Here is a 12,480-nt window from a genome sequence, read left to right as displayed (position 1 = left end):
GTGGGGGGAACGGGGGAAGCGGGACTGGAGGGCCGGGGGGTCCATCCAGTCCCGCTTTCATGTGTCCGTAGGCTCGGCCCGTTTCCGCCCGCCTGCGCCGGTCCCTCGTTCGAGTGAACCTTTCAGGCGGTGGTGCGCGCGGCCGGTGCGCAGCGGCCCGCCGCCGCGGACGCCAGCCGGCCCATCGCCTCGTCGCGGTCGCAGGCGTACGCGCCGAGCGCGGTCTGCCGCGCCACGATGGTGCGCTCCGCCCGCATCAGCCGCCAGCCCCGGCGCAGCAGGAACGGCACCGACTTGCGGCCCTCCCGCAGATCGCGCAGGAAACGGCGGCGGAACGTCTTCACCGGGCCCCGGCTCAGACACAGCGCGTCGGCCAGTACCCCCAGCTCACGGCACCGCTCGACGATCTCGGCGGCGAAGATGCCCTCGGCGATGAACAGCGGGGTCCGCCCCACTTCGACCGCCTCCGTGCCGGTGCGGGCGCTGAGCGAGATGTCGTAGACCGGTACCTGGGTACGGCCCGACGCGCACAGTTCCACGATGGCGGCGACGGCCGTGTCCGCGTCCCACGACCCGGGGTGGTCCCAGTCGATGTCGGAGCTCCCGTCGACCAGCGGCAGGGTCGGGTCGTCGCCCTCCTTGTAGAAGTCGTCGAGCCGCAGCACGGGCAGGCCGGAGCGGGCGGCGAGAAGGGACTTGCCGGAGCCGGAAGGGCCGCAGAGCAGCACGACTCGGGTCGGTATGGGCGGTTGGGAGCTCACGGGACACCAGTGTGCGGCATCCTTCGGCCCCGGTACGACCCCGCGGGTCGGCTTTGAAGCGCGCGTCACACCTCGCCTACGCTTTGTGGCGGTCCGATCACGTTGCGCAGCAGAAGGTGGCAGCACTCATGGCTCGACACGCTTCCCCACAGAACCCCACCGGCCGGCGTGTGCTCGCCGCCCTCGCTACCGCCGGCGTGGCGCTGGGCGCGGGTGCCGGTGCCGCGTCGGCTGCGCCGGGCGAACCCGTCGTCGACGTGCTGCGGACCCGGCCGACCTCGCTCGGGAACGTCGACCCCCAGACCGGGGTGCGGGGCACGCTCGCGGCGCTGCCCCACGTCACCGGCGCGCTCACCGGCCTCAAGCCCAACCCGTTGGCGGGCACGGGTGTGGACCCCCTCGACAACGGCGTCGGCACGCAGGTCGCCGACTTCCAGCCGCTGACCTCGCAGATGCTGACCGCGCCGGTGGCTCAGGCGCGGTCGCTCGGGGCGGTTCCCGTGCTGGGGGATGTGGCGAAGGTGGTGGGGGGCTGAGGGGGGTGGAAAACCGCGCGGCCGGTGGTGACTGGCCGCGCAGTTCCCCGCGCCCCCTGAAAGGTGCGCAGTTCCCCGCGCCCCCTGAAAGGTGCGCAGTTCCCCGCGCCCCCAGAAAGATGCGCAGTTCCCCGCGCCCCCAGAAAGATGCGCAGTTCCCCGCGCCCCCAGAAAGATGCGCAGTTCCCCGCGCCCCCAGGAAAGACGCGCAGTTCCCCGCGCCCCCAGAAAGATGCGCGGCTGCCCGCACCCCCAGAAAGGTGCGCAGTTCCCCGCGCCCTCGGAAGGCGCGCGGCTCCCGCGCCCCCAGGAAAGACGCGCGGCTGCCCGCACCCCCCAGGAAAGACGCGCGGTTCCCCGCACCCCCCAGGAAAGACGCGCGGTGCCCCGTGCCCCCCGGAGGCCGGGCGGGGGTCAGTAGGACGAGCCTCCTGCGCCCAGGGAGCCCGTCGGGTGCCAGACCGTCTTTGTCTCCAGGAAGGCCGTCATACGGTCGATGCCCGGGGTCGCCGTCCAGTCGTCCACAGGCTGTGGACGCAGGACCCGCTTGAGGTTGTCGGCCGCCGCGATCTCCAGTTCCTTCGCCAGGACCTCGTCCGCGCCCGCGAGGTCGATCGCGTTGACGTCCTGGTGCGCGGCCAGCGGCGCCGCGATCTCCGCCGTACGGCCGGAGAGGACGTTGACGACACCGCCGGGGACGTCGGAGGTGGCCAGGACCTCGCCGAGGGAGAGGGCCGGGAGCGGGGAGTTCTCGGCGGCGACCACCACGGCCGTGTTGCCGGTCGCGATCACCGGGGCCAGCACCGAGACCAGGCCCAGGAAGGACGACTCCTGCGGGGCCAGGACCGCGACCACGCCCGTCGGCTCCGGGGAGGAGAGGTTGAAGTACGGGCCCGCGACCGGGTTTCCGCCGCCCACGACCTGGGCGATCTTGTCGGTCCAGCCCGCGTACCAGACCCAGCGGTCGATCGTGGCGTCCACGACGGCGGCCGCCTTGGACTTGCCGAGGCCCTCCGCCTCGCCCACCTCGCGCACGAACTGCTCGCGGCGGCCCTCCAGCATCTCCGCGACGCGGTAGAGGATCTGGCCGCGGTTGTAGGCGGTGGCGCCCGACCAGCCCCCGAAGGCCTTGCGGGCGGCGACCACCGCGTCACGGGCGTCCTTGCGGGACGACTGCGGTGCGTTCGCCAGCCAGTTGCCCTTGGAGTCCGTCACCTCGTACACCCGGCCGCTCTCCGAACGCGGGAACTTCCCGCCGACGTACAGCTTGTAGGTCTTGAAGACACTCAGACGCTCGTTGGTGCGGTCAGACATCGAGGTACGCCTCCAGGCCGTGGCGACCGCCCTCGCGGCCGAAGCCCGACTCCTTGTAACCGCCGAACGGCGAGGTCGGATCGAACTTGTTGAACGTGTTGGACCAGACGACACCGGCCCGGAGCTTGTTCGCCACCGCGAGGATGCGGGAGCCCTTCTCCGTCCAGATGCCCGCCGACAGGCCGTACGGCGTGTTGTTCGCCTTGGCGACGGCCTCGTCCGGGGTGCGGAAGGTGAGGACCGACAGCACCGGGCCGAAGATCTCGTCGCGGGCCACGGTGTGGGCCTGGGTGACGTTGGTGAACAGCGTCGGGGCGAACCAGTAGCCCGCTTCGGGGAGTTCACAGGCCGGGGACCAGCGCTCGGCGCCCTCCGCCTCGCCCCGCTCCACCAGGGAGGTGATCCGGGCGAGCTGCTCCTCGGAGTTGATCGCGCCGATGTCGGTGTTCTTGTCCAGCGGGTCGCCCAGCCGGAGCGTGGACAGCCGGCGCTTGAGCGAGTCCAGCAGTTCCTCCTGGACCGACTCCTGCACGAGCAGCCGGGACCCGGCGCAGCAGACCTGGCCCTGGTTGAAGAAGATGCCGTTGACGATGCCCTCGACGGCCTGGTCGATCGGGGCGTCGTCGAAGACGATGTTGGCGCCCTTGCCGCCCAGTTCCAGGGTGAGCTTCTTGCGGGTGCCCGCGACCGTCTTCGCGATCTCCTTGCCGACGGCCGTGGAGCCGGTGAAGGCGACCTTGTTCACATCGGGGTGCGCGACGAGCGCGGCGCCCGTGTCGCCGTAGCCCGGCAGGATGTTGACGACGCCCTTGGGCAGGCCCGCCTGGCGGCAGATGTCCGCGAAGAACAACGCCGAGAGGGGGGTGGTCTCCGCCGGCTTCAGGACGACCGTGTTGCCGGTCGCCAGCGCCGGGGCGATCTTCCACGCCAGCATCAGCAGGGGGAAGTTCCAGGGGATGACCTGGCCGGCCACGCCCAGCGGCTTCGGCGCGGGGCCGAAGCCCGCGTGGTCCAGCTTGTCCGCCCAGCCCGCGTAGTAGAAGAAGTGCGCGGCGACCAGGGGCAGGTCGGCGTCGCGCGTCTCCTTGATCGGCTTGCCGTTGTCCAGGGTCTCCAGGACGGCCAGCTCACGGCTGCGCTCCTGGATGATCCGGGCGATCCGGAACAGGTACTTCGCCCGCTCCGCGCCGGGCAGCGCCGACCACTTCTCGAACGCCTTGCGGGCGGCCCGCACCGCGCGGTCGACGTCCTCGGCGCCGGCCTGCGCGATCTCGGACAGGACCTCCTCCGACGACGGCGAGACCGTCTTGAAGACCTTGCCGTCGGCCGACTCCACGAACTCGCCGTCGATGAACAGGCCGTAGGAGGGGGCGATGTCGACGACCGAGCGGGACTCGGGGGCCGGTGCGTACTCGAACACTGTTGTCCGCTTTTCCGTGGTCATGGGTCTCAGTCCACCGTCACGTAGTCGGGGCCGGAGTAGCGGCCGGTGGCCAGCTTCTGGCGCTGCATCAGCAGGTCGTTCAGGAGGGAGGAGGCGCCGAAGCGGAACCAGTCGTTGTCCAGCCAGTCCGGGCCGGCCGTCTCGTTCACCAGGACCAGGAACTTGATGGCGTCCTTGCTGGTCCGGATCCCGCCCGCGGGCTTCACACCGACCTGGACCCCGGTCTGCGCCCGGAAGTCCCGCACCGCCTCCAGCATGAGGAGGGTGTTCGCCGGGGTGGCGTTGACGGCGACCTTGCCGGTGGAGGTCTTGATGAAGTCGGCGCCCGCCAGCATGCCGAGCCAGCTCGCCCGGCGGATGTTGTCGTACGTCGACAGCTCGCCCGTCTCGAAGATGACCTTCAGCCGGGCCGCCCCGCAGGCCTCCCGGACGGCGACGATCTCCTCGTACACCTTCAGGTAGTTCCCCGCGAGGAACGCGCCGCGGTCGATGACCATGTCGATTTCGTCGGCGCCCGCGGCGACCGCGTCCCGCACGTCCGCCAGCTTGACCGGGAGGGCGGCGCGGCCGGCCGGGAAGGCGGTGGCGACCGAGGCGACCTTCACACCGGAGCCGGCGACGGCCTCCTTGGCGACGGCCACCATGTCGGGGTAGACGCAGACCGCGGCGGTGGTGGGCGTGGTGCGGTCGGTCGGGTCGGGGCGGACCGCCTTGGCGCCGAGCGCCCGGACCTTGCCCGGGGTGTCCGCGCCTTCCAGCGTCGTCAGGTCGACCATCGAGATGGCGAGGTCGATGGCGTACGCCTTCGCGGTCGTCTTGATGGAACGGGTGCCGAGCGAGGCGGCGCGTGCCTCCAGGCCGACCGCGTCGACGCCGGGCAGCCCGTGGAGGAAGCGGCGCAGCGTGCTGCCGGACGAGGTCACGTCCGCGAGGGCTGCGGTGGGTGCATTGGTGGGCATGGTCACCAGACGAGCATATCTACGCGCGTAGCGGATGTATAGCCCGAGGAACGATCCTCGACGGAGCCGGATGCGCGGACCGGCGGGCGGGGACGGGGCCGGGCGACCCGGCCCACCCCGAGGGCGTGCGGCACAATCGGGCCCATGACCACCCCGGAAGACCAGCCCTCCGCACAGCCCCCGGCCCCCGAGTACGCCGACCGTGTCCACCGGTCGTCCGCCGGTATCGCCAGTGGCGTCCTGCTGCTGGCGCTCGTCGGCTGGCTCGGCGTCGACGCGATCGTCGCGGGCGAGGGACGCACCCCGTGGCTGGCGCTCGCCCTGCTCATCCTGGTCGTCCCGCTGGTCGTCGCCTTCACCCTGCGGCCCGCCGTGTACGCGGGCCGGGACCGGCTGCGGGTGCGCAATCCGTTCCGGGTGGTCGTGCTGCCCTGGGGGCAGGTCGCGGCGCTGCGCTCCGGATACTCCAACGAGGTCCTCACCAGGTCGGGGACCAAGTTCCAGCTCTGGGCGGTGCCGGTGTCGCTGCGGGCCCGCAAGTCCGCCGCGCGGCGCGAGGCCCGGGCGGTGGCACAGGGCACGCCGGGGACCGCGGGCGGCGGCGGGCGGGACGGTGGCCGGGCGGGGCAGGGACCCGTACGGGCCGCGACCGACCAGGTCATGGACGACCTGCGGACCCTGTGGGAGGAGCGCGAGCACACGGAGAGCGCGCAGGGCGAGGTGACGGTGCGCTGGGCGTGGGAGATCCTCGGCCCCGCCGCAGCCGGCGCCGTGGTGCTGGCGATCCTGCTGGCGACGGGGTGAGCCCGGGGGCGGGCGGTGGCTCCGCCTCCCCGCTTCGGTGCGGCCGGATTGTGATCCGGTAGTTCTTCCAGGTCACAGGGTTCTTCGTCATCATCGGGCGCGCGGCCCCAGCCACATCGACGGAACGCGGGGCCCTGAGACTGGGGAACCATCATGACGAATCCCGGCGAGGTGCTGCGGCTGCCCGCCTCCGCGGCCCCCGAGGGCTGCCCCTCCTGGGACGGCGCGTCGGCGGACCGCTGGACGCGGACGCTGCCCGCGCGCGGTGTGCCCCTGCGCGCCGCGCTCGGGGCGGCCCTGTGGCTGCCGCTGTGCGCGGTGGCCGGCGCGGTCGCCCTCGCCTACAACAGCGTGCTGCCCGGGTGGGCCGCCGCCCTGCTCGGCCTGCACCTCGTCTGGACGACGCAGCGGCCCGAGGCGGTGCCGGTGTGCGCGCCGGTCGCCGCCGTGGCGGTCGTCGCCCTCGGCGACTGGCCGGGGCCGCCGTGGCTGCTGCCGCCCCTGCTCGTGGCCGCGCTGACCGTCGTATGGCTGGCGGCGGTGCTACGGCTGTCCGCGCGCCGTCGGCAGCGGGCCGCGGCCCTGACGACGGCCGGGGGAGCGACCGCCCCGTTGCCCGTCGAGGCCGGCAAGCGGTTCCGGCGCGGCCGTCTCCTCATCGGGCTCGGGCTGGTCACGGGGGCGGCGGGAGCGGCGGTGTCCGGTGCCGCGTACCTGTGGGCGGAGGGCCCCGACCGGCAGGGCGTACCGGCGGGGGGCTGGTGTCTGGCCGGGCTCGGGCTCACCGTGCTGTTCTCCGGGGTGTCGGCCCGTCGGCGGGCCGCCGCCCTGCGTGGGGAGCCCGTCCCCGTGCTGCGGGTGCTGCTGCGGGACGGCCGGGACGGCGACACCGAGGTGTACGCCGCCGACGACACGGCGGGCGGGCGGCCCCGGTTCACGGTGGCGACCGTGGGGGCGGAGGAGAACGCCGCCGCCGACGCCGGTGATGACCGGGCCGCCGACGACGACCGGGCCGCCGACGACGACCGGGCCGCCGAGGAACTGCTCGACCGGCTGGGCGAGGACCGGGTCGGGCCGCTGCGGGAGGGCGTGCTGTACGGGGCGCCCTGGGAAGGGGCCGAGGTCGTGGTCCTCGCCGCCGCCGAGAAGGCCGGTGAGCCGCCGGTGGTGGAGCTGGGCAGCGGGCCGGTGCGGCCGGTGACCGCGTGGAACCTGCGGCGCCGGGCCGCAGAGGCACGGCGCGGCGCGGCCCGCGAGAAGTGGTACCGGGCCCAGGGGCGGAGCGCCGAGGAGGCCGCCGAACGAGCCGGGGACGCCGCTCCCGTCGCGCTGCGGCGGTGGCGGGCCGGCTGGGGCGACTGGATCAGCATGACGGTGGTGGTGCTCTACGCCACCTGGTTCTCGGGAGGTCACGGCATACGGCACTACGTCGTCGGCGTCGCGGTGAGTCTGCTGGCGGCGCGGGTGCTGCCGCGCCGGCTGTGCTGGCGTATCACCGCCGACCGCGACGGGCTGTGGCTCGCCGGCTTCCGCGGCCCGCGTCTGCTGGCCTGGGACGACATCCGGACCGTGCGGTGCCGCCGCAGCGAGCTGCGGATCGTGGGCGGCCGCGCGCCCTCAGACGAGTGGGCGGTGGACGCGTTCCGCTGGCCCTGGCTGGAGGCGCGGCTCGGGGTGCTGCACCCCTACGAGCGGACGGCCGCCGAGATCACCGCGCTGTGGCGGGACCCCGCGCGGCGGCCGACGGGTGTGGCGGACGAACGGCGGCGCGGCCGGTCGCTGTGGCCGCTCGGGGTGGTCATCGGCGCGGTGGGGCTGGCGGCGGTGCTGTTCCACTGAGGGCACCGCACACTGCCCCCCGGTGTGTCCGCGGGGACCTTCCCCGTCCCGTCCCGGCGGCGGGATCCTGGAACTTTTCGGGAAGACACCAGTGAGCAGGTGAGCATGCGCGCGCACGACGCCCATCCGGAACACGACGCGGCGAGGCGGTCCCCGGTCGCTCCGCCGAGCCGGACACCGCACGTCACCGAGCGGGCGCCGACGGCACGCGTCCCGCAGTCGCTCCTGGCGATCCAGCGCAGCGCCGGGAACGCCGCCGCCGTGCAGCTCGTCGCCCGGGAACGGCATGCGCACGGCCCCGGCTGCGGCCATGGCGAGGAGACCACCGACGTCCAGCGCTCGACCGTCCCGGACGTCCTGCGCAGCGCCGGAAAGCCGCTGGACGGCGCCGTCCGCGCCGACATGGAGGCGCGTCTCGGGGCGGACTTCTCCGATGTGCGCGTCCACGACGACGGGGCCGCACAGCGGTCCGCCGCGGAGATCGGCGCGCACGCCTACACCTCGGGCAGCCATGTCGTCATCGGCCGGGGCGGCGCCGACCGGCACACGCTGGCCCACGAGCTGACCCATGTCATCCAGCAGCGTTCCGGCCCGGTGGCGGGGACCGACAACGGCAGCGGACTGCGGGTCAGCGACCCCTCCGACCGGTTCGAGCGGGCCGCCGAGGCCAACGCGGTGCGCGCGCTGTCCGGGCCCGCGCCGGTGCAGCGGGCGAGCGCCGGCCGGGAGCGTCCGGCGGCCGGGCGGAGCGGGAGCGACGTGGCGGTGCAGCGGATGCCGAAGGAGGCGACCAAGAAGCGGAGCGGCAGGAAGTCCAAGGGCCAGACCGTCGCCGACGCGCTCAAGACCGAGCTGCAGAAGCTGGGCTGGACGGCGTACGGAGCCAACCAGAGCCTGACCATCCACAAGACGACCCGGGTGGAGAACCCCGCCGACAACGCGAAGGCCGGAAACCTCAGGAGCACCACGGCCGCGGCGATCTACGGCGACACCGCCAACCTCAAGGAACCGCGGTCGTACCCCGACGAGGAACGCAGCCGCCAGAGCACGCGCTGGATCACGACCCTCGCCCTCAACTACCTGAACAACCGCAGGAAGGCGCCGGAGGAGGTGCAGGCGACCCTGCACGGGTCGAAGCTCTACATCTCGGCGAACAAGAACGGGGCCAACGACACCCTGCGCGAGCTCGCCGAGGAGACGAAGACCGGTACCGCGTTCCTGGAGGCGCTGATCGCGGACAACCGTGCCGGGTCCCTGGACGACCGGAGCGAGCGGCACCTGAACAAGGCGAGCAGCCGGCTCGCGGGCGACGAGGAGACGTCCGCCGGCTACCAGCCCATCCTCGGGGCCCTGTCCGCCAAGGTCGAGGTGCCTACCGCCGTGGACCAGGAGAAGGACGGCCTGCACGCGGAACGGCGGCTGGCCGCGGCCCTGCCCCGGGGCGCCGTCACCCCGGCCACGACCGTGGGCACCAAGCGTCCCTGCGTCGCCTGCTACCTCTCCCTCTACGGGGGCACCGGCATCTCCCCGGGCCCCTACTGGCCGAGCAGGGCGGCGAACGTGGACGTCCCCAACTACACGGTGGAGAACGCCGCCGTCCTCGCCTTCCAGATCGACACCGCGGTCACCGCCGCCGGGGGCACCTTCGCCTCCCTGGAGCTGGTGTGCGACGAGCACGGCGAGAACATCGAGAACGGCGTGCACTGGAACTACAACACCGACTCCGACTCGGACGGCGGCGACGGCGGCCAGATGGAGATCGAATAGGGCCGGCGTCCCGGCGCAGGTGCCGACGCCTTTCCCGGCGCACCCCGTGGGTCAGGGGGCGCCGGGTGCGGCGCCGCGGCTCAGAGCCCGGCCGCCGCCGACAGGTCCCGCTTGATCGTGGCGAGGACCTCGGCCGCCCGCGCGCGGGCGGCCGGCAGGGCGGCGGGGCCGGCCACCGGGACGACCACCTCCAGGTAGCACTTCAGCTTGGGCTCGGTGCCGCTCGGCCGGACGATCACCCGGGCACCTTCGAGCGTGTAGCGCAGACCGTCGGTCGGCGGCAGCCGGTCCGTGCCCCGGGTGAGGTCCTCGGTCCGGGTGACGGGCAGTCCGGCGAGGGAGGCCGGGGGCCGCTCGCGCAGCCGGCGCATGGCGTCGGCGATGACGGACAGGTCCTCGACCCGGAACGAGAGCTGGTCGGTGGCGTGCAGACCGTGCTCCACGGCCAGCTCGTCCAGCAGGTCGAGCAGGGTACGGCCCTGTTCCTTCAGCTCGGACGCCAGCTCGGTGATCAGCAGCGCCGCGGTGATGCCGTCCTTGTCCCGCACTCCTGCCGGGTCCACGCAGTAGCCGAGGGCCTCCTCGTAGCCGTAGCGCAGGCCCTCGACGCGGGCGATCCACTTGAAGCCGGTGAGGGTCTCCTCGTACGGCAGGCCGGCCTTCTCGGCGATCCGGCCGAGGAGGGAGGAGGAGACGATCGACTCGGCGAACGTGCCGCGCGCGCCGCGCCGGACCAGATGGGCGGCGAGCAGGACGCCGACCTCGTCGCCGCGCAGCATCCGCCAGTCGCCCCCGTCGGGGACGGCCACGGCGCAGCGGTCGGCGTCCGGGTCGTTGGCGACGACGAGGTCCGGGTTCGTCGCGCGGGCCCGCGCGAAGGCGAGGTCCATCGCGCCGGGCTCCTCCGGGTTGGGGAAGGCCACCGTCGGGAAGTCCGGGTCGGGCTCGGCCTGCTCGGCGACCAGCACCGGCTCCGGGAAGCCGGCGCGGGCGAACGCGGCGAGGAGGACGTCCTTGCCGACGCCGTGCATCGCGGTGTACACCGTGCGGGCGGTGCGCGCCGAGCCCTTGGCGAGCACGGCGTCCGTGCGGGCCAGATAGGCGTCGAGGACCGAGTCGTCCAGGGTCTCCCAGCCGCTGTCGGGGCGCGGGACGTCGTCCAGCGCGGCGATCGCGTCGATCTCGGCGGCGATCCCGGCGTCGGCGGGCGGCACGATCTGGGAGCCGTCGCCGAGGTAGACCTTGTAGCCGTTGTCGCGGGGCGGGTTGTGGCTGGCGGTGACCTCGACCCCGGCGACCGCGCCCAGGTGCCTTATGGCGTAGGCGAGGACGGGCGTCGGCAGCGGGCGGGGCAGTACGGCGGCGCGCAGCCCGGCACCCGTCATCACGGCCGCGGTGTCGCGGGCGAAGTCGGCGGACTTGTGGCGGGCGTCGTAGCCGATGACGACGACCCCGTCGGTGTGGCCCTGCTTCTTCAGGTAGGCGGCGAGACCGGCGGCCGCGCGGATCACGACGGCCCTGTTCATCCGCATCGGACCGGCGCCGAGCTCGCCGCGCAGCCCGGCCGTGCCGAACTGGAGCGTGCCGGCGAAGCGGGCGGCGAGTTCGGCGGGGTCTCCCGACTCCAGGAGCTTCGCGAGTTCCGCACGCGTCTCCGGGTCGGGGTCCTCGGCCAGCCAGGCCCGGGCGCGGGTGATCAGGTCGTCTTGCACGTCGGTCAGCCTCTCGTGTGTGGTCTCTCGCCGCCAGGGGGCGCCGCCCGTCGAACCCCCGATCGCCACGGAAATCCCCTCCCCCTCGAACACCGGACGGACGGGCGGGCCTTCCCGGCTGAGTCGGCCGGCGGCTGGTCTTCCGGCAACCGGGCGGGACGAGTGGTGGCGGGCATTCCTGTCGAACGGGGCAGGCAGTGGCTCTGGGTGGCGCCGTCGCCGCCCTCGTCGCCGCGGCGATGCCCGCGCCCGCCCCACCCCGACGGGCCTTCTGCCGACCCGGGGCGGGTGGCGGGGGCCTTTGCCGACCGGGGCGGGTGGTGGCGGGCCTTCCTGCCGGCCGGGGGACGGTCCGTGGCGGGCCTTTCTGCCGACCGAGGCAGGCGGCCGGCTGCCCGCCTGGCGGCCGAGTCGGGTGGTGGGCGGGCAGAAAGGCCGGGGCTGGGGGCGGAGCCCCCAGGGGTGGTTACAGGCGGTCCAGCACCTGGGTGAGCAGGGCGCCCATCCGCGTCGCCGAGTCCCGCCCCGCCTGGAGGACCTCCTCGTGGTTGAGGGGCTCGCCCGTCATGCCCGCGGCGAGGTTCGTCACCAGGGAGATGCCCAGCACCTCGGCCCCGGCCTCACGCGCCGCGATGGCCTCCAGCACGGTCGACATGCCGACCAGGTCCGCGCCGATGACCCGCGCCATCCGGATCTCCGCCGGCGTCTCGTAGTGCGGGCCGGGGAACTGGGCGTAGACACCCTCCTCCAGCGTCGCGTCGATCTCCTTGCACAGCGCGCGCAGCCGCGGCGAGTACAGATCGGTGAGGTCGACGAAGTTCGCGCCGACGATCGGCGAGGTCGCCGTGAGGTTGATGTGGTCGCTGATCAGGACCGGCTGTCCGGGACGCATGCCCTCGCGCAGACCGCCGCAGCCGTTGGTCAGCACGACGGTCTTGCAGCCCGCCGAGACGGCCGTACGGACGCCGTGCGCGACGGCGGCCACCCCGCGGCCCTCGTAGAAGTGGGTGCGGCCCAGGAAGACGAGGGCGCGCTTGTCGCCGATGCGGTACGAGCGGACCTTGCCGCCGTGGCCCTCGACCGCGGGCGGCGGGAACCCGGGCAGCTCGGTGACCGGGAACTCGGCGTCCGGGGCGCCCAGGGCGTCCACGGCGGGTGCCCAGCCGGAGCCCATCACGAGGGCGACGTCGTGGGTCTCGGCGCCGGTCAGTTCGCGCAGGCGCGCGGCGGCGGCGTCGGCGGCGGCGTGCGGGTCGCCCTGGATGTCGTCCGGGAGAAGAGATGCGTTCACGCGGATGAGGGTAGCCGGTTCTTGCCTACGCGCGTAGATGACAGAGCCCACGG

General features: G+C 73.7%; 10 protein-coding genes. 4 read left to right on the top strand and 6 right to left on the bottom strand.

All coding sequences use genetic code 11. The annotated features are described in order from the left end of the window. Nucleotides 1–122: 122 nt before the first annotated feature. Nucleotides 123–830, bottom strand: coding sequence for a uridine kinase (locus tag U5640_RS16595; protein WP_340376568.1), 708 nt, complete (start codon nucleotides 828–830; stop codon nucleotides 123–125). Nucleotides 831–889: 59 nt separating this feature from the next. Here U5640_RS16595 and U5640_RS16590 point away from each other — a divergent pair, with 59 nt between their 5' ends. Next, nucleotides 890–1,297, top strand: a complete 408-nt coding sequence (locus tag U5640_RS16590) for a hypothetical protein (protein WP_340376567.1) — start codon at nucleotides 890–892, stop codon at nucleotides 1,295–1,297. Between the two features lie 414 nt (nucleotides 1,298–1,711). Here the strand turns inward: U5640_RS16590 and U5640_RS16585 are convergent, their stop codons facing one another. Genes U5640_RS16585 through deoC form a run of 3 tightly spaced genes read right to left on the bottom strand, consistent with a single transcriptional unit; the run spans nucleotide 1,712 to nucleotide 5,014 of the window. Continuing rightward, complete coding sequence (locus tag U5640_RS16585; RefSeq protein ID WP_340376566.1) at nucleotides 1,712–2,611, bottom strand: aldehyde dehydrogenase family protein; 900 nt, start codon at nucleotides 2,609–2,611, stop codon at nucleotides 1,712–1,714. Beyond that, nucleotides 2,604–4,055, bottom strand: a complete 1,452-nt coding sequence (locus U5640_RS16580; RefSeq protein WP_340376565.1) for an aldehyde dehydrogenase family protein — start codon at nucleotides 4,053–4,055, stop codon at nucleotides 2,604–2,606. The genes U5640_RS16585 and U5640_RS16580 overlap by 8 nt, the downstream gene beginning before the upstream one ends. A gap of 5 nt (nucleotides 4,056–4,060) precedes the next feature. Then, a complete protein-coding gene (gene deoC, locus U5640_RS16575) occupies nucleotides 4,061–5,014 on the bottom strand; it encodes a deoxyribose-phosphate aldolase (RefSeq protein ID WP_340376564.1) in 954 nt (317 codons plus the stop codon). A 144-nt stretch (nucleotides 5,015–5,158) separates the two neighbouring features. On the opposite strand from deoC, the gene U5640_RS16570 reads away from it, so the two are divergent. From U5640_RS16570 to U5640_RS16560, 3 genes are all read left to right on the top strand, one after another. Then, nucleotides 5,159–5,818 carry a PH domain-containing protein gene (locus tag U5640_RS16570; RefSeq protein WP_340376563.1) on the top strand — a complete coding sequence of 220 codons (660 nt, stop codon included), beginning with the start codon at nucleotides 5,159–5,161 and terminating at the stop codon, nucleotides 5,816–5,818. A gap of 153 nt (nucleotides 5,819–5,971) precedes the next feature. Further along, entirely contained in the window at nucleotides 5,972–7,657 is a 1,686-nt protein-coding gene (locus U5640_RS16565) for a hypothetical protein (RefSeq protein WP_340376562.1), read from the top strand. Nucleotides 7,658–7,762: 105 nt separating this feature from the next. Beyond that, entirely contained in the window at nucleotides 7,763–9,424 is a 1,662-nt protein-coding gene (locus U5640_RS16560) for a DUF4157 domain-containing protein (protein ID WP_340376561.1), read from the top strand. Between the two features lie 80 nt (nucleotides 9,425–9,504). On the opposite strand, the gene U5640_RS16555 is transcribed toward U5640_RS16560, so the two are convergent. Both U5640_RS16555 and U5640_RS16550 read right to left on the bottom strand, forming a co-directional pair. After that, nucleotides 9,505–11,136 (bottom strand): phospho-sugar mutase, encoded by a 1,632-nt coding sequence (locus U5640_RS16555; protein WP_340376560.1) that lies wholly within the window; start codon nucleotides 11,134–11,136, stop codon nucleotides 9,505–9,507. Between the two features lie 466 nt (nucleotides 11,137–11,602). Further along, a complete protein-coding gene (locus tag U5640_RS16550) occupies nucleotides 11,603–12,427 on the bottom strand; it encodes a purine-nucleoside phosphorylase (RefSeq protein ID WP_340376559.1) in 825 nt (274 codons plus the stop codon). Between the last annotated feature and the right edge of the window lie 53 nt (nucleotides 12,428–12,480).

It is taken from the genome of Streptomyces sp. SS7, from assembly GCF_037993025.1.
GTDB lineage: Bacteria > Actinomycetota > Actinomycetes > Streptomycetales > Streptomycetaceae > Streptomyces.
Note: the sequence above shows the minus strand (reverse complement) of the source record. Positions and strands in the feature narration are given on the sequence as shown.

Bases quoted from the DNA above. Each gene is read 5' to 3' on its own strand.
- U5640_RS16585 (WP_340376566.1), bottom strand. From the start codon at position 2,611: ATGTCTGACCGCACCAACGAGCGTCTGAGTGTCTTCAAGACCTACAAG.
- U5640_RS16590 (WP_340376567.1), top strand. From the start codon at position 890: ATGGCTCGACACGCTTCCCCACAGAACCCCACCGGCCGGCGTGTGCTC.
- U5640_RS16570 (WP_340376563.1), top strand. From the start codon at position 5,159: ATGACCACCCCGGAAGACCAGCCCTCCGCACAGCCCCCGGCCCCCGAG.
- U5640_RS16560 (WP_340376561.1), top strand. From the start codon at position 7,763: ATGCGCGCGCACGACGCCCATCCGGAACACGACGCGGCGAGGCGGTCC.
- deoC (WP_340376564.1), bottom strand. From the start codon at position 5,014: ATGCCCACCAATGCACCCACCGCAGCCCTCGCGGACGTGACCTCGTCC.
- U5640_RS16565 (WP_340376562.1), top strand. From the start codon at position 5,972: ATGACGAATCCCGGCGAGGTGCTGCGGCTGCCCGCCTCCGCGGCCCCC.
- U5640_RS16580 (WP_340376565.1), bottom strand. From the start codon at position 4,055: ATGACCACGGAAAAGCGGACAACAGTGTTCGAGTACGCACCGGCCCCC.